Source organism: Herbidospora solisilvae, from assembly GCF_009901565.1.
Classification (GTDB): Bacteria; Actinomycetota; Actinomycetes; order Streptosporangiales; family Streptosporangiaceae; genus Herbidospora; species Herbidospora solisilvae.
In genome coordinates, this window is record NZ_WXEW01000001.1 from 829,474 (window position 1) to 844,846 (window position 15,373).

Genomic DNA, 15,373 nt, shown 5'->3' on the forward strand with positions numbered 1-15,373 from the left:
CCGACCGAGGAGAACCATGACGCCCGTACGCTTCCCGCGCGACTTCGTCTGGGGGGCGGCCACCTCCGCCTTCCAGGTGGAGGGTGCCACCAAGGAGGACGGCCGGGGGGTGTCGGTCTGGGACACCTTCGCCGCCACCCCCGGAAACGTCCGGGACGGTGACACCGGCGACCCGGGCGCCGACCAGTACCACCGCTTCGAGCAGGACATCGAGCTGATGCGCGAGCTGGGCCTGGAGAGCTACCGCTTCTCCGTCGCCTGGCCGCGCGTCCAGCCGACGGGCGCCGGCCGCCCCAACCTCAAGGGCCTGGACTACTACAAGCGCCTGGTCGACGGCCTGGTCGGCGCCGGCATCCGCCCGATGGTCACGCTGTTCCACTGGGACCTCCCCCAGGCCCTCCAGGACGAGGGCGGCTGGGAGAACCGCGAGACGGCCTACCGCTTCGCCGAGTACGCCGAGATCATGTACGACGCCCTGCACGTCCGCGACTGGCTCACGATCAACGAGCCGAAGACCGTCGTCGACTGCGGCTACCGCACCGGCATCCACGCCCCCGGCGTGCGCGACGACGACCGCGCCCTGGTCGCCTGCCACCACCTGCTGCTGGCCCACGGCCTGGCCAGCCGCGTCCTGCACGACCGCCACCCCGGCCGCCGCATCGGCCCGGCGCTGAACCTCCACCCGACCTACCCGGCCGACGACTCGCCCGAGGCGAAGGAGGCCGCGCGCCGCCAGGACGCCCGCGAGAACCGCCTCTACCTGGAGCCCGTCTTCAACGGGACCTACCCGGAGGAGGCCATGACCCGGCATGACATGATCATGGACGGGGACATGGAGATCATCAGTGAGAAGGTGGACGTGCTCGGCGTGCAGTACTACACGCCGCTCTTCATCGACGCCGAACAGCGGCGCGTCGTCCGCCACCCGGTCAGGGTGGCCGGCTGGCTGGAGGACTACCCCGACGGCCTGCACGACGTCCTGCTGCGCGTCACCCGCGACCACCCCGGCGTGCCGATCGTCATCACCGAGAACGGCCTGGCGACCGACGACGCCGTCTCCCCCGACGGCGGCGTGCACGACGAGGACCGGATCGATTATCTGCGCGGCCACATCGGCGCGATGCACCGCGCCGTCAAGGCGGGCGCGAAGGTCGAGGGATATCACGTGTGGTCGCTGCTCGACAATTTCGAATGGGCCGAGGGATACAGCCAGCGATTCGGCATCGTGCACGTCGACTACGAGACGCAGAAACGAATTCCGAAAGACAGCGCCCTTTGGTACCGGGACCTTATCGAGACCGGCGAACTACGGTGACCTGCCGCTTTTTCGTTGACTCATCTGCTCAATTCCCACTAGGTTGTGGGAGCGCTCCCACTCGGGTGGCCAGGAGGCTGCCGAGCTGGGCCGATCGCGTGGCGCATACCCTTGACCTTGTCTCTCGGAGAAAGGACACCCCCCGTGCCCCAGTACACCCTCCTCGGCGGCGGCTACCGCGCGGAGCTGACCGAACTCGGCGGCGCCGTGTCAGCCCTCACGCACGGAGGACGTGACCTGATCCCGAGCCGTCCCGTCGACGGGCCGATCGAGTTCTACAACGGCACCCTGCTCGCCCCGTGGCCCAACCGGGTCGTCGGCGCGCGTTACGTCTTCGCCGACGAGTGCTTCGAGCTGCCTGTCAACGAGCCCGACCGGGGCCACGCCCTGCACGGCTTCGTCTCCGACGCCCACTGGTCGTGCGTGGAGTTCACGGCGATCGAAGACCACCGCTCGTCGGCGGTCATGACCTACACGCTGGAGCCCCACCAGGGCTACCCCCACCGGCTCGCCCTGACCACGACGTACGTGCTCGACGAGTCGGGCCTGACGACCACGCTGAAGGCCGAGAACATCGGCGAGGCCCCCGCCCCCTACGGCTGCGGTCCCCATCCGTGGCTGCTGGCCGGCCCCGACGTCACCGAATACACGTTGTCCCTCCCCGCGGGGAAGGTGTTCCTGACCGACGAGCTGCTCGCCCCCACGGAGCTGGTCGCGGTCGACGGCACCGACTACGACTTCCGCGAGCCCCACGTGCTGGGCCAGGTCGCGATCGACCACGCCTACACCGCCCTGACCGAGGGCCGCGTCGTGGTGAGCGGCCCCGGCGGCGGCGTGGCCGTGACGTGGGACCACGAGTCCCTGCCGTGGGTCCAGGTCTGCAACGGCGTGGGCCTGGGCTACAAGGGCGTCGCGGTGGAGCCGATGACCTGCCCGCCCGACGCCTACAACAGCGGCACCGACCTGATCGTCCTCAAGCCCGGCGACACGCACGAGGCGAGCTGGACGATCTCGGCGGCCTGACCCATGGACAGCAAAACGAAGCGGTCGCTGACGACCGCCGAGCTCGACGCGCTCGTCATCGGCGCGCTGGGAGCGGGCGTCGTGACGGCCGAGGAACTGCCCGACGGCTTCGCCAACGCCGTCTGGCGCCTCGGCCTCGACGACGAGTCGCAGGTCGTCCTGAAGGTCGGCCCGCCGCCCGACCTGCCGCTGCTGACCTACGAGCGCGACCTGCTGCGCACCGAGGCGATGGTCTACCACCTGGCCCAGGGCACCGGCCTGCCCATGGCCACGCTGCTCCACGCGGGTTTCGACGACCCCGAGATCGGCGGCGACTGGCTGATCCTGTCGGCGCTCACGGGCACGCCGTGGAACCGCGCGGCGCCCGACCAGGCGCGCGACGCCGCCCTCCGCCGCGAGATGGGCGTCCACCTGGCCACCCTCCACCGCATCCCGGGCTCCGGCACGTTCGGCTACCCCTATGCGGGCCTGACCGGCGAGACGTGGCGTGAGGCGTTCCTGAAGATGGTCGGTGCGATCCTCGACGACGCGGTGAAGTGGGAGACGCGCCTGCCGGCCACGATCCTCGACCTGGTCGGCGCCTTCCACCGCAACGCGGCCGCCCTCGACGACGTGCGCACCCCCGCGCTGGTCCACTTCGACGTCTGGCCGGGCAACGTGTTCCTCAACCCCGACGGCACGGTCGAGGCGCTGATCGACCACGAGCGCGCCTTCTGGGGCGACCCGCTGGCCGACTTCGTGACCCCGACCATCTTCTCCGACCTGACGGGCGACGACCCGATGCTGGCGGGCTACCAGGAGGGCGGCGGGCGGGCGGGCTTCACCCCGACGTCGCGGGTGCGGTTCGCGATGTACCAGGCCTACCTCTACCTGATCCTGCTGGTGGAGGACGGCCCCCGGCAGTACCCGGAGGCCGACTACGCCCGGCTGCGCAACGGGGCGACCGACGGGCTGGTGCGGGCGCTGGGCGTCCTCACGCGTTAGGCGATCCACGGCGAACGGCGGGGCGATTCAGGAATGGCCCCGCCGTTCGCCGTTCCGCGTTTCTCCGCCGGGTGAATCCTCTTGACCACGGGTTTCCGCGATCGGGAGAATCGAACGGTCGGCGATGTCCAACGCCTTTTCTGGAGCGGCGAATGGGACAGATCGGTCTTGCGGCGGCAATCGCCTCATTACGTGCGGAGCTTCTGGCCGCGATGACCGAAGGCGATGATTCGCCATTCCGTTTCCCCATCGGGCAGACCCAGATCGAGTTCCACGTCGGCGTCACCAAATCCGGAGAAACCGGGGGAAAGGTGAAATTCTGGGTCGTCGAACTCGACGGCAAGGGGACCTACGCCGCCGAGGAGATCCAGAAGATCACCATCACCCTGGAACCGCCGGTCGACGTGAACGGCGACCCGGTGAAGGTGACCCAGGGCTACGACGTCAAGCCCTGACGCCCCGATGAACCGGGTGACGGTCGACCGCGCGGTGGAGGTGCTCCACGACCGCGGTCCTCAGGTCAGGCCGCGCTGGCAGGTCGGCTCGGGGTTCCTGCTCGCCCCCGGCCTGGTCCTCACCGCCGCGCACAACGTGTCGCGGGCCGGCGGGTTGTCGATCCGTTTCCAGGACCGCCGCGAACGGCCCGCGCGCCTGCTGCGGTCGGCGGCTCCCCGGCTCGACCTGGCGCTGCTCCAGGTCGACGGCTCCGCCGAGCCCGGCGATCCGGGCCGTCCCCCGTTCGCGGCGCTCGACCGGACCAGCGCCGACCTGGTCGGCGACTGCTGGGCGGTGGGCTTCCCCCGGTTCAAGGTCACCGGCGGAGTGCGGGAGACCGCCCACGTGCACGGGGAGATCCCGCCGGGCGCGAACCGCATCGGCGGGCTGGTGCAGTTCCGGGTGCGCGACAGCCCGCGCCCGATTCCGGGCGGCAACCTGGCGGAGTCGGAATGGGCGGGCATGTCCGGCGCGGTGGTCTTCGCCCGGCACCCCCGCCTGGGCGACCACGTGATCGGCGTGGTGGCCGAACACCACCTGGCCGAGGGCGAGTCCTCGCTCACCGTGGTGCCGATCACGGCCGTCGCCGAACTGGGCGCCGAGGAGGCCGAGGCCTGGAGCGGCGTCCTGGGCCTGGGCGACCCCCGTGAGCTGGCCGTGCTGCCCGTGCCGCCCGCGCCGGCCCGCACCGTCACCCGCCCGGCCGGACATGTGGCCCTGCTCCGGCGGCTGGCCGACTTCACCGACCGCTCCGACGCGCTCTCCGCGATCATGGAGATCGCCCGGGCCCAGGGCGAGGCCGATCCCAGTCAGATCGTCGTGCTCTACGGGATGGGCGGCGTCGGCAAGACCACGCTCGCCAACCAGGCCGCCCACCTGGCCGCGCCGTTCTACGGCCACGCCCGCGTCCATCTCGATCTGGGCCCGGCCGAGGACGACGCGTACCTGCAGTTCTTCCGCAAGATCGGGTTGTCCGACGAGGAGGTGCCCAAGAGCGGGCGCGGGCTCGCCTACCAGGCCGCGCTCCGGCGGGGCCGCTGCCTGCTGGTGCTGGACAACGCGGTCAGCGCCGAGCAGGTGGAGTCGCTGCTGCCCTACGGCGACGGCTGCCTGACCCTCGTCACCAGCAGGTCGGTGCTCGCCGGCGTCGACGGCGCACGCCGGATCATGGTCGCGCCCATGAGCGACGCCGACAGCCTGGTGCTGCTGGAGCGCATCGTCGGAGCCGACCGGCTGGAGGCCGACCCCGAGGCGGCCCGCGCCGTCGCCCGCCAGCTGGCGGGGTTGCCGCTGGCCACCCGCATCGTGGGCACCCGGATGGTGCTGCCCCGGCATGCGCGGCTGCCTCTGGGGCAGTTGGCCGATCAACTGAAACTCGGCCTGCGAAGCTCCGGAGCCAGATTGAACGAGTTCGAAGACGGCCAGCGCGGCGTCGGATCGAGCCTGGCCGTCAGCTACGCGGGCCTGCCGCCTGACACGGCCCGCGCGTTCCGCCTGCTCGCCGTCCTGCCGCTGGCCGACTACGGCCCCGACGCCGCGGGGGCCGCGCTGGGCGTGAGCGCCGCCGAGGCGGACGGGCACCTGGGCACGCTGGTCGACGCGCAGCTCATGATGGTCCGCGACCGGTTCGTCTTCCACGACCTGGTCCGCGCCTTCGCCCGCGAGATGGCCGAACTGGACGACCCCCCGGAGGCCGCCGCCGAGGCCTTCGCCCGGTGTGCCCGCTGGTACGCCGACACCGCCGTCGCCCTGCGCGCCGACTGGCCGGAGGACCAGGCCGACCCGGCGGCGATGGCCTGGTTGTCGGCCGAACGGGTCAACGCGCTGGCCGTGCTCCGGCAGGCCCACCACGACGGGCTCTGGCGTGACACCCACCGGCTCGCCTGGGCGCTGCGCGACATGCTCAAGTATCGCGGCCTCCTGGCGGACGCCGACGACGCGCTGGCCCTGGCCGTCGACGCCGCCCGCGAGGACGGCGACGCCCAGGCCGAGGTGCACCTGCTCGTCCACCTGGCGCTGGTGCGCCGCGAACGCGGCCGTTTCGACGGCGTCGCCGACCTGTACGACCGGGCCCTGGCCGGCGCCGCCGCGCGCGGCGACGAGGAGGCCGAGCTCTGGACGCTGGTCCACTACGGCGACTACCTCTGCGACCGCGACCAACAAGAGGACGCCCTCGTCCAGTACGCCCGCGCCCGCGCGATCCACCAGGCCAACGGCGACGCCCACGCCGAGATCTGGGTGATCGCCCACATCGCCGACGCCTACCGGGGGATGGGCCGCCACACCGAGGCCATCGAGGTCTCCATGGCGGGCCTGGAGCTCAGCGTCGCCCTCGGCGACCAGAACCAGGTCGCCTGGACCCTGCTCCACCTGGGCCTGGCCTACGGCGGGGCCGGTCAGTTCGCGCAGGGCACCTCGGCGCTCACCCGGGCCCTGGACCACCAGCGCCTGATCGGCAACACGGCGGGCCAGGTGACCCTGCTCCACCACCTCGCCCGCCTCCACCTGTCGGCGGGCGACCTGGCGTCGGCCCGCACGGCCGCCGGGGAGGGCCTCACGCTGGCCCAGGGGATCGGCAACCCCGATCTCCTGAACAGCCTGCGCGCGACCCTGGCCGACATCGGCTGAGAACCGGCGCTCACACCACCTTCGCGAGCATGACCGGCTCCGTCGTCGGCTGCTCGGAGCCGCCCGCCGGTTCGACCGTCACCCCGAGGTGGTCGGTCCCGGGCGGCAGGTCCACCGTCGCCGTCCGGACGCCGCCGCCGTCGACCAGCCCCGCCGAGCGGATCCGCTCCCCGCCGATGGTCCAGAGCTGGTAGGTCCTGGACGGATCGAGCGCCGGCAGGTCGGAGGTGAACATCACCTTCCCGCGGCTCTCGGAGGCCACCACCGTCGCCGATCCCCCGCCCGTCATGGCGACCCTGCGGACCACGGCGTCGGGCGCGGCGAGCAGGCTCTGCGTCTCCTCGATCGAGGCGTCGCGCGAGCGGATCTCGTTGACCGCGACGACGCCGACCGACACCGCCGCGGCGGCCGAGACGGCGGCCAGGGCCAGCGCCCACCGGCCGGGGCGGCGGCGCAGCGGCACGACGGCCACGGGAGGCTCCTCATCGATCGGGGGCGGTTCCTGGCGGACCTCCGCGATCTGGGCCATCACCCGCGACTTCAGCGCCCGGGGCGGCGCCTCGGCCACCGCGACGCCCAGGCGGGCGGCCGTCTCCTGGAGGCCGCGGACCTCGATCGTGCAGGCCTCGCACCTCGACAGGTGGCCCTCGAACTCGCCCAGTTCCCGGAGCGGCAGGGCGTTCAGGGCGTAGGCCCCGGACAGGGTGTGGATCTCGTCGTTCACCGCTCCACCCCCATGCAGTCGCGCAGCCGGACCAGACCGTCGCGCATCCGCGTCTTGACCGTCCCCAAGGGGACTTTCAACAGGCCGGCCACCTCGGGATAGCTGTACCCCCCGTAGTAGGCCATCGTGACGGCCTGGCGCTGCAACTCGGTCAGGCCGTCGAGGCAGCGGCGGACCCGTTCGCCCTCCAGCCGCGTGGTCACGGTCTCGGCCACGTGGTCGTAGGCGACCTCGCCGCCCATCCGGGCCACCCGGTCCTCGCGGTCGGAGGAGGCCTGCGCGGAGCGCACCCGGTCGACGGCACGCCGGTGGGCCACGGTCATCACCCAGGCCATGGCGCCGCCGCGGGCCGGGTCGAAGCGGGCGGCGGTCCGCCACACCTCGACCATGACCTCCTGGGCGACCTCCTCGGCCTGGGCCCGGTCGCGCACGACCCGGCGGATCAGCCCGAACACCGAGGCGATCAGCCGGTCGTACAGGCGCTCGAACGCCGTCTCGTCGCCGCGGGCGACCAGGACCAGCAGCTCGTCGAGCTCGGGACTGCGGCCCGTGACGGATATGGGCACGACATCGTTCACGAACCCCATTCGCCGCCGCCTGCCCCGTGGATTGCCCGGGTAGGACGGGAATATGGAAACCACCGTGGTGATCGCGGGCGGCGGGCCCGCCGGGGCGATGCTGGGGCTGCTGCTCGCGCGGGCGGGGATCGAGGTCGTCCTGCTGGAGAAGCACGCCGACTTCTTCCGGGACTTCCGGGGCGACACGATCCATCCGTCGACGATCCAGGTCCTCGACGAACTGGGGCTGCTGGAGGAGTTCGAGGCCATCCCGCACCGCTCGTTCGAGTACTTCGCCCTCTACACGGGCGACGAGTTCATCCCGATGGCCGACTTCCGGGGGCTGCCGGGCCGGCATCGGCGGCTGGCCATGGTGCCGCAGTGGGACTTCCTCAAACTGATCACCACCGCCGCCGGCCGATACCCGAACTTCCGGCTCCTCATGGAGCACAGGGCCGTCGACGTGATCCGCGACGGCGGCGCGGTCCGCGGGGTCGTGGTCGAGTCCGGCGGCACGAAGACGGAGATCCGGGCCGCGCTGACCGTGGCGGCCGACGGGCGGCACAGCGACCTGCGGGCGGCCGTCGGGTTCGAGCCGGTCGACATCGGCGCGCCGATGGACGTGCTCTGGTTCCGGCTGCCCCGCCACGACGGGCATCCCGACGACGTGTTCCTGCGGCCGGGGCGGGGCACGGCGCTGGTCTCGCTCAACCGGGGCGACTACTGGCAGATGGCCTACCTGATCCCGAAGGGCGGGTTCGACGACCTCAAGGCGGCCGGCCTGGACGAATTCCGGTCGAGCATCACCGGCCTGCTCCCCTACCTCGACACCAGCAAGGTCACCTTCGACGACGTCCAGCTGCTGACCGTGGTCGTCAACCGGCTGCCGAGGTGGCATCTGCCGGGCCTGCTGATCATCGGCGACGCCGCCCACGCCATGTCGCCGATCGGCGGGGTCGGCATCAACCTGGCGATCCAGGACGCCATCGCGGCCGGGAACCTCCTCGCCGGGCCGCTGGCGCGGGCGCAGGAGAACCGGCGGCCGGTGCTCGATCCCGTGCCGGCTTCTCTCCTGGCGAAACTGCGCCGCCGGCGATGGTATCCGACGGCCGCGACCCAGGCCCTCCAGGTGCAGGTGCAGAACCGGATCATCGCCCGCGTCCTCGCCGGTGACGCCGATGCGGGCTCCATCGGCGCCGCCGCGCGTAAGATCCCGGCGCCGGTACGCCGCCTCCTCGGCCGCGCCATCGGACTGGGATTCCGGCCTGAGCACGTACGCTCATCTCACTGAATGGACATGGCAGGCCGGTCCTCGGGACGAGGAACGATAACCTCGTATGTCGTGAGCGCACTCAACCTCGACACCTGGCGTGACCTGCCCGCCGCCCAGCAGCCCGAGTGGCCCGACCGCGGCGCGCTCGACGATGTGGTCACCGAGTTGCGCGGGTTGCCGCCGCTGGTCTTCGCCGGGGAGTGCGACCGGCTGAAAGACGAGCTGGCGGCGGTCGCGCGCGGCGAGGCGTTCGTCCTGCAGGGTGGTGACTGCGCCGAGACGTTCGCCGGCGCCACCGCCGACAACGTCCGCAACAAGATCAAGACGCTGCTCCAGATGGCGATCGTGCTGACCTACGCCGGGCGGGTGCCCGTCGTCAAGATCGGCCGCCTCGCCGGGCAGTTCGCCAAGCCGCGGTCGAAGAACACCGAGACCCGCGACGGCGTCGAGCTGCCGGCCTACCGGGGCGACATGGTCAACGGCTTCGAGTTCACCGAGGCCTCCCGCGTGCCCGACCCGGGCCGTCTCCTGCGGGCCTACCACTCCTCGGCGGTGACGCTGAACCTGGCGCGCGCCTTCACCAAGGGCGGCTACGCCGACCTGCGGCAGGTCCACGCATGGAACCAGGACTTCGTGGCCGGTTCCCCGGCCGGTCAGCGCTACGAGCGGCTGGCCCGGGAGATCGACCAGGCGCTGGCGTTCATGAGCGCCTGCGGCGCCGAGCCCGCGGAGTTCCACACGGTCGAGTTCTACTCGTCCCACGAGGCCCTGATCCTCGACTACGACCACGCGATGACCCGCATCGACAGCCGCACGGGCCTTCCCTACGACGTGTCGGCCCACATGGTCTGGATCGGCGAGCGCACCCGCCAGCTCGACCACGCCCACGTCGAGTTCTTCAGCAAGATCCGCAACCCGATCGGGGTCAAGCTGGGCCCGACCACGACCGCCGACGAGGCGCTGACGCTGGTCGAGAAGCTCAACCCGTCCAACGAGCCGGGCCGGCTGACCTTCATCAGCCGCATGGGCGCCGGGAAGGTCCGCGAAGCCCTGCCGCCGCTGGTCGAGAAGGTGACCGCGAGCGGCGCCGTGGTGACGTGGATCTGCGACCCGATGCACGGCAACACCTTCGAGGCGAGCGGCGGCTTCAAGACCCGGCGCCTCGACGACGTCCTCGACGAGGTGACCGGCTTCTTCGAGGTCCACCGCGCGCTGGGCACCCACCCCGGCGGCATCCACATCGAGTTCACCGGCGACGACGTGACCGAGTGTGTCGGCGGCGGCCACCAGATCCTCGAAGAGGACCTGGCGCTGCGCTACGAGACCGCCTGCGACCCCCGGCTGAACCGGTCGCAGTCGCTCGACCTGGCGTTCCGGGTGGCCGAGCTCTACCGGGGCGACTGACCCGGGGGAAACGCGAAAGGCCCCCGGTTCGGGGGCCTTCTTCGTCTGGCCGGACTAGTTCTTCTTCATCTCCGCGCTGATCTCGGCCCGGATCGCGTCCATGTCGAGGGCGCGGACCTGGGTGATCAGGTCGTCGAGCGCGGGGGCGGGGAGGGCGCCGGGCTGGGCGAAGACCACGATGCCGTCACGGATGGCCATGATGGTCGGGATCGCCGTGATGTCGAACCCCTGGGCCAGGGCAGGCTGGGCCTCGGTGTCGATCTTGCCGAACGTGATGTCGTCGTGCTTGGCCGACGCCTTCTCGAAGATCGGGCCGAACGACTTGCACGGCCCGCACCACTCCGCCCAGAAGTCGAGCAGGACGATGCCGTCGTCGGCGATCTCGTTGAAGTTGCTCTCGGTTACCTCGATGGTCGCCACTCGCGACTCCTTTCCTCTCGGGGTGCAACCCGATTGGGCCCCACCGCATTCCAAGGCCTATCACGCCGGTCAGGTTGCCCGGTCGCGCCCGTGGGTACGTCCCGCGTCCCGACGACGGCAGGAGGCCTCCATGATCCCTGGTTGCGGCTCGTGCAACTGCTCCGACGAGATTCTCAGCACCCTTCGCCCCCCGCGCATCACCCAGTTGAGCACCGAATGAGCGAAACGGCCCCGAGACGACACGTCCGGGGCCGTTTTCCGTTCCCGGGGTGGCAACGACGACACATTTGACAGGCAGCCAGAAAAGGGCCGGAAGAATTGCCGATCGTGGGTAAGCCTTTGGGCATGAGGCAACTCCTTTCCTGGAGCACCTGCGCCACGAGCGCCGATTGCGTAGGGGTGACGCGGCAGCCGTACAACCGCTGCCTGACCCACCTGGAAGCCGAAGAACTGGAAGCCCACCTCGCCACGCTGACGCCGGGGCAGTCCCTCGACCTGCGCGGCACGACCGTGCCGGCCGGCCTGCTCGACCGGATTCTCGCCGCGATGGAGAACGTCGTCGGCCGGGCCCGTTTCGACCAGGCCGTGTTCTGTTCCCCCGCCCGTTTCGGCGACGTCACTTTCAATGGCGACGCGTCGTTCGACGAAGCCCGGTTCGACGCGCTCGCGTCGTTCTTCAACACCCGTTTCAGGGGAAATGTCTCATTCAAGGGCGTGCGTTTCGGCCGGGAAATCTCCCTGTACGGCTCCCGCGTGCGCGGCCACCTCTCGATGGACGAGTCCGCCGTCGCCAGTGACGCCCTCTTCGGCGAGGCGTGCTTCGGTTCGGCGTCGTTCCGCCGGGCCGAGTTCCACGGCTTCAGCTCCTTCGACCAGGCCAGGTTCCACGGCGACGCGACCTTTCGCGGCGCCCGGTTCTCGCGCCCGGTGTCGTTCCTGAAGACCGCGTTCGAGGGCGCGGCCGGGTTCCAGTCGGTCAGGTTCGGGGCGAAGGCGTTCCTGGCCCCCGCCGTGGTGGGCCGCCATCTGGCGCTGACCCAGGCCAGGGCGTCCGGCCCGGTGGAGCTCCACGTCACGGGTTGTCCGGTCGACCTCTCCGAGGCGCGGGTGCTCGGCCGCCTGACCGTGCGGGCGGGCGACGCCGACCTCGACCTGACCGGCCTGACCAGCCGGGGCCGGTCGAAGGTCGGGCGCAAGGGCGGCCCGATCAGGGTCCTGTCGCTCGCCGCTCTCGACGCCGACGACCTGACCATCGAGGGCGCCGACCTGACCCGCTGCCACCTGCCCGGCGTGGTGAACGCCGACCGGCTGCGGCTGCGCGACTGCGTGTTCGCGGCCAGCCCCGGCGGCCGGCGGCAACTCCGGTTCAGCTGGCCGCCCCTGCGGCGCACGTTCTTCAGCCGTGTGTCGTGGGTGGCGCTGCTCGCCCTGGTGGCGGTGGCGGCGGCGCTCTGGTCGTCCACCCCCCAGCAGCAGAACCGGCACCCCCGCCCGGCGGTCACTCAGGGCGGGACGTGGGCCCACTCGTCCGGGACGGATCAGGGATCGCCCTGATGCGACCCCCACGAGTCCTCCCATAGCCTGGCGAACGACCATGGACACCGCATTCGAGACGGCCACCGTCGACGACTACGTCGCCGCGCTGGCCAAGACGCTCCGGGGGCCCCGGCGGGCCAGACGCGATCTTCTCGCCGAGGCCCGCGACGGCCTCTGCGACGCGGCCGAGGCCTACGCGGAGGAGGGCCTGTCGCCCGAGGAGGCGCAGGCGCGCGCGGTGGCCGACTTCGGCCCGGTCGCCGAGGTGGCGCCGGGGTTCCAGGAGGAGCTGACCGCGGTCCAGGTCCGCCACACGGCGCTGCTGCTCTTCCTGGGCACGCCGGTGCTGGCGCTCATGTGGACGTTCCTCTGGCAGATCTTCCCCGCGGGGCCCGGCTACGCGTCGCGGCCGGACTGGTTCGACGTGGTGGCCAAGACGGTCGACGTCATGCAGCTCCTGACCGGGCTCGCGGGAGGCGTGGCGTTGTGGCGGGTGCGCCGGACCCGCCGGTCGCGGCGGGTGGCCAAGGTGCTGGGCCTGCTGGTGTGGTGCCAGCTTCCGTTGATGGCGGTGCTGTCCTCGGCCCTGACCGAGACGGCGAACGTGCTGACCGCCTTCGAAGACTACGTCCCGGGCATGGTGGCGACGTGGCTGAGCCTGTCGTTCTGGAGCTGGAAGCTCTGGAGCGCGGCGCACTGCCTGCGCACGGCGGTCACGGTCCCGAAGGGCCGGTAGCGGCTCATGTCTGCGGGTCGAGGACGCGCCCGATCACGCGGGTGAACCTGCTCCAGGCCGAGCGTTCCCCGGCCAGTTCGGCCCGGCCCGAGTCGGTCAGCCGGTAGGTCCGTCTCTTGCGGCCGCCCACGGTCGCCCATTCGCTGGCCAGGAAGCCGGCCCTCTCCAGCCGTCGCAACGCTGGGTAGACAGTACCTGTCGGAACGTCGAGGGCGCCGCCGGACCGCTCCCGCAGGGCTTCGATGATCGCGTAGCCGTGGAGGGGCTCGTGCTCCACCACGGACAGGAGAAGGGCGTCCATATGCCCACGGAGCGCGTCGGGGTTCACGAGTTCACCTTAACCGTGTTCGGCATGTAGCCAGTCTACATGTAGGCTCTCTATATGTAGCCAGACATAAGGAGCCTTCCATGGACGTCCTCGACCTGGCCCGGTTGCAGTTCGCGGTGACGGGGAGCCTGCATTTCCTGTTCGTCGTGCTCACGCTGGGCCTGGCCCCCCTTGTGGCGATCATGCACACCCGATACGCCCGCACCGGCACCACCCTCGACGAACGCATGACGCGCTTCTGGGGGCAGATCTACGTGACGAACTACGCCCTCGGCATCGTCACCGGCATCGTGATGGAGTTCCAGTTCGGGCTGAGCTGGAGCGGCCTGACCCACTACGCCGGCGACGTGTTCGGCGCGCCGCTGGCCATGGAGACGCTGATCGCATTCTTCCTGGAGTCCACGTTCCTGGGCCTGTGGATCTTCGGCTGGCACCGGCTGCCCAAGTGGCTGCACGTCGCGACGATCTGGCTGGTCACGCTCACCGCCTACGCGTCCGCCTTCTGGATCATGGTGGCCAATTCGTTCCTCCAGCACCCGGCCGGGGCGGTGCGCGACGGCGACGTGCTGCGGCTCGACGACTTCGGGGCGCTGCTGACCAACCCGTCGCTCTCGATGGCGCTGCCCCACGTGTTGTCGGCCGGGCTGACCGTGGGCGGCTTCGTGGTGATGGGCGCGAGCGCCTACCACCTGTTCCGGAAGACCCCCGACCAGGAGCTGTTCTCCCGGTCGCTGCGGATGGGCATCTGGACCTCGTTCATCGGCACGATGATGGTGGTCGGCTTCGGGTTCGCCCAGTTCGGGCCGGTGACCAGCGTCCAGCCCGGCAAGTTCGCCGACCGGCCGCTGGCGGCGTTCGGCCTCGGGTTCATGATCATGCTGGGGCACCTGCTCCAGCTCGTCGCCCTCCTGCTGGTCGTCGTGGTCAAGTGGGCGCCGCGCTGGCGGTTCCTCCACCCGCTGATCCTGCTGGTCACCCCGCTCCCCTTCGCCGCCGCCATCCTCGGGTGGATCGCCCGGGAGGAGGGCCGCCAGCCGTGGATGATCTGGGAACGGCTGAAGGTCGCCGACGCCCTCACCCCCGGGCTGACCGAGGCCCAGATCACCCTGTCGTTCGCCGGCTTCGTCGGCGTGCTGACGCTGCTGGCGGTCGCCGACTACCTGCTGATCTCGCGGATCATCCGGCGGGGCCCCGACCAGATCGCGCTGGGCGAGAAGCCCGCGCCCGCCCCCGCGCTGACGTTCTAGGAGCGACTGATGGAGATCCTGTGGTTCGGCGCGCTCGCGCTGCTGGTGGTCGGTTACTTCGCCCTGGAGGGCTTCGACCTGGGCGTCGGCCTGCTCCTGCCCGTCACCGCCGACCGCGACCGGGCGATCGGCGCCATCGGCCCGTTCGTGCTGGCCAACGAGGTGTGGCTGATCGCCGCCGCAGGCGTGCTGTTCGGCGCGTTCCCCGCGTGCGAGTTCGCCCTGAGCGCCAACTACACCGCCGTGGTGCTGCTGCTGGTCTCGTGGGTGGTGCGCGACGCGGGCCTGTGGTTCCGCCGCCGCCTCGTCACGCGCGCCTTCTGGGAGTGGCTCATCGCCCTCGGGTCGCTCGGCGTCTGCCTGGCCTGGGGGCTGCTGCTGGCCGGCCTGGCCGGGTTCTCGTTCCCCTTCGGGCTCCTGTACGGCCTCCTCATCGCCGCCCTGTTCGTCATGCACGGCCGGAGGTTCCTCGACTGGCGGCTGACCGGCGGCGGAACGCTGCTGGTCACCGGGGGGCTGGCGGCCGTGCCGGCGCTGGTGCCGCTGGTCGGGATGGCGGGCGGGGTCATCGGCAACGCGGCCCCGTCGGCGACCCTGACGGTGCTGACGTTTATGGTGTTGCCGTTCGTCCCGGTCATGGCCGGGGCGCAGATCTGGGTGTGGAGGGCCTTCGGCAAGGGGCCGGTCCCCGCCTACTTCTGAG

The 15,373-nt window shown here is 71.2% G+C and carries 15 protein-coding genes; 11 read left to right on the forward strand and 4 right to left on the reverse strand.

Annotated features, from left to right (window positions below; translation table 11 throughout):
* The first annotated feature begins 16 nt into the window (after nt 1-16).
* The 5 genes from GT755_RS03525 to GT755_RS03545 all read left to right on the forward strand — a co-directional run bounded on the left by GT755_RS03525 (nt 17) and on the right by GT755_RS03545 (nt 6,445).
* Nucleotides 17-1,315 (forward strand): GH1 family beta-glucosidase, encoded by a 1,299-nt coding sequence (locus GT755_RS03525; RefSeq protein ID WP_161478222.1) that lies wholly within the window; start codon nt 17-19, stop codon nt 1,313-1,315.
* 144 nt (nt 1,316-1,459) lie between these two features.
* Nucleotides 1,460-2,338 (forward strand): aldose 1-epimerase family protein, encoded by an 879-nt coding sequence (locus GT755_RS03530; RefSeq protein WP_161478223.1) that lies wholly within the window; start codon nt 1,460-1,462, stop codon nt 2,336-2,338.
* A gap of 3 nt (nt 2,339-2,341) precedes the next feature.
* Nucleotides 2,342-3,322, forward strand: a complete 981-nt coding sequence (locus GT755_RS03535; protein ID WP_161478224.1) for a phosphotransferase family protein — start codon at nt 2,342-2,344, stop codon at nt 3,320-3,322.
* Between the two features lie 152 nt (nt 3,323-3,474).
* The gene (locus GT755_RS03540; RefSeq protein ID WP_161478225.1) at nt 3,475-3,777 is read left to right on the forward strand and encodes a trypco2 family protein; all 303 of its coding nucleotides are present in this window, start codon (nt 3,475-3,477) and stop codon (nt 3,775-3,777) included.
* A gap of 16 nt (nt 3,778-3,793) precedes the next feature.
* On the forward strand, nt 3,794-6,445 hold the full coding sequence (locus GT755_RS03545) for an NB-ARC domain-containing protein (RefSeq protein ID WP_161478226.1): 2,652 nt from the start codon (nt 3,794-3,796) through the stop codon (nt 6,443-6,445).
* A gap of 10 nt (nt 6,446-6,455) precedes the next feature.
* Here GT755_RS03545 and GT755_RS03550 read toward each other — a convergent pair whose 3' ends face one another.
* Complete coding sequence (locus GT755_RS03550; protein ID WP_161478227.1) at nt 6,456-7,169, reverse strand: anti-sigma factor; 714 nt, start codon at nt 7,167-7,169, stop codon at nt 6,456-6,458.
* Nucleotides 7,166-7,756 carry an ECF RNA polymerase sigma factor SigK gene (gene sigK / locus GT755_RS03555; protein ID WP_161478228.1) on the reverse strand — a complete coding sequence of 197 codons (591 nt, stop codon included), beginning with the start codon at nt 7,754-7,756 and terminating at the stop codon, nt 7,166-7,168. Before sigK ends, GT755_RS03550 begins: the two co-directional genes overlap by 4 nt.
* A 43-nt stretch (nt 7,757-7,799) precedes the next feature.
* On the opposite strand from sigK, the gene GT755_RS03560 reads away from it, so the two are divergent.
* Complete coding sequence (locus tag GT755_RS03560) at nt 7,800-9,017, forward strand: FAD-dependent oxidoreductase (protein WP_161478229.1); 1,218 nt, start codon at nt 7,800-7,802, stop codon at nt 9,015-9,017.
* 51 nt (nt 9,018-9,068) lie between these two features.
* Nucleotides 9,069-10,403: a class II 3-deoxy-7-phosphoheptulonate synthase gene (locus GT755_RS03565; RefSeq protein WP_328794153.1), complete on the forward strand. Its 1,335-nt coding sequence runs from the start codon at nt 9,069-9,071 to the stop codon at nt 10,401-10,403.
* 54 nt (nt 10,404-10,457) lie between these two features.
* Here GT755_RS03565 and GT755_RS03570 read toward each other — a convergent pair whose 3' ends face one another.
* Nucleotides 10,458-10,823 (reverse strand): thioredoxin family protein, encoded by a 366-nt coding sequence (locus GT755_RS03570; protein ID WP_161478231.1) that lies wholly within the window; start codon nt 10,821-10,823, stop codon nt 10,458-10,460.
* A gap of 345 nt (nt 10,824-11,168) precedes the next feature.
* Between GT755_RS03570 and GT755_RS03575 the strand changes: the two genes are divergently transcribed.
* Nucleotides 11,169-12,377 carry a pentapeptide repeat-containing protein gene (locus GT755_RS03575; RefSeq protein WP_161478232.1) on the forward strand — a complete coding sequence of 403 codons (1,209 nt, stop codon included), beginning with the start codon at nt 11,169-11,171 and terminating at the stop codon, nt 12,375-12,377.
* Nucleotides 12,378-12,417: 40 nt separating this feature from the next.
* Nucleotides 12,418-13,095 carry a permease prefix domain 1-containing protein gene (locus GT755_RS38400; RefSeq protein WP_202609559.1) on the forward strand — a complete coding sequence of 226 codons (678 nt, stop codon included), beginning with the start codon at nt 12,418-12,420 and terminating at the stop codon, nt 13,093-13,095.
* A 4-nt stretch (nt 13,096-13,099) separates the two neighbouring features.
* Here the strand turns inward: GT755_RS38400 and GT755_RS03585 are convergent, their stop codons facing one another.
* Nucleotides 13,100-13,396 (reverse strand): helix-turn-helix transcriptional regulator, encoded by a 297-nt coding sequence (locus GT755_RS03585; protein WP_051759994.1) that lies wholly within the window; start codon nt 13,394-13,396, stop codon nt 13,100-13,102.
* 107 nt (nt 13,397-13,503) lie between these two features.
* Between GT755_RS03585 and GT755_RS03590 the strand changes: the two genes are divergently transcribed.
* Together GT755_RS03590 and GT755_RS03595 are read left to right on the forward strand one after the other, a co-directional pair.
* Nucleotides 13,504-14,670, forward strand: coding sequence for a cytochrome ubiquinol oxidase subunit I (locus GT755_RS03590; RefSeq protein WP_161478233.1), 1,167 nt, complete (start codon nt 13,504-13,506; stop codon nt 14,668-14,670).
* A gap of 9 nt (nt 14,671-14,679) precedes the next feature.
* Nucleotides 14,680-15,372, forward strand: coding sequence for a cytochrome d ubiquinol oxidase subunit II (locus GT755_RS03595; RefSeq protein ID WP_161478234.1), 693 nt, complete (start codon nt 14,680-14,682; stop codon nt 15,370-15,372).
* Nucleotide 15,373: the final 1 nt, after the last annotated feature.

What these genes read in the sequence shown, in the direction of transcription:
- GT755_RS03525 (WP_161478222.1), top strand. Translation starts at nt 17, where the DNA reads ATGACGCCCGTACGCTTCCCGCGCGACTTCGTCTGGGGGGCGGCCACC.
- GT755_RS03535 (WP_161478224.1), top strand. Translation starts at nt 2,342, where the DNA reads ATGGACAGCAAAACGAAGCGGTCGCTGACGACCGCCGAGCTCGACGCG.
- GT755_RS03540 (WP_161478225.1), top strand. Translation starts at nt 3,475, where the DNA reads ATGGGACAGATCGGTCTTGCGGCGGCAATCGCCTCATTACGTGCGGAG.
- sigK (WP_161478228.1), bottom strand. Translation starts at nt 7,756, where the DNA reads ATGGGGTTCGTGAACGATGTCGTGCCCATATCCGTCACGGGCCGCAGT.
- GT755_RS03560 (WP_161478229.1), top strand. Translation starts at nt 7,800, where the DNA reads ATGGAAACCACCGTGGTGATCGCGGGCGGCGGGCCCGCCGGGGCGATG.
- GT755_RS03575 (WP_161478232.1), top strand. Translation starts at nt 11,169, where the DNA reads ATGAGGCAACTCCTTTCCTGGAGCACCTGCGCCACGAGCGCCGATTGC.
- GT755_RS38400 (WP_202609559.1), top strand. Translation starts at nt 12,418, where the DNA reads ATGGACACCGCATTCGAGACGGCCACCGTCGACGACTACGTCGCCGCG.
- GT755_RS03585 (WP_051759994.1), bottom strand. Translation starts at nt 13,396, where the DNA reads ATGGACGCCCTTCTCCTGTCCGTGGTGGAGCACGAGCCCCTCCACGGC.
- GT755_RS03590 (WP_161478233.1), top strand. Translation starts at nt 13,504, where the DNA reads ATGGACGTCCTCGACCTGGCCCGGTTGCAGTTCGCGGTGACGGGGAGC.
- GT755_RS03595 (WP_161478234.1), top strand. Translation starts at nt 14,680, where the DNA reads ATGGAGATCCTGTGGTTCGGCGCGCTCGCGCTGCTGGTGGTCGGTTAC.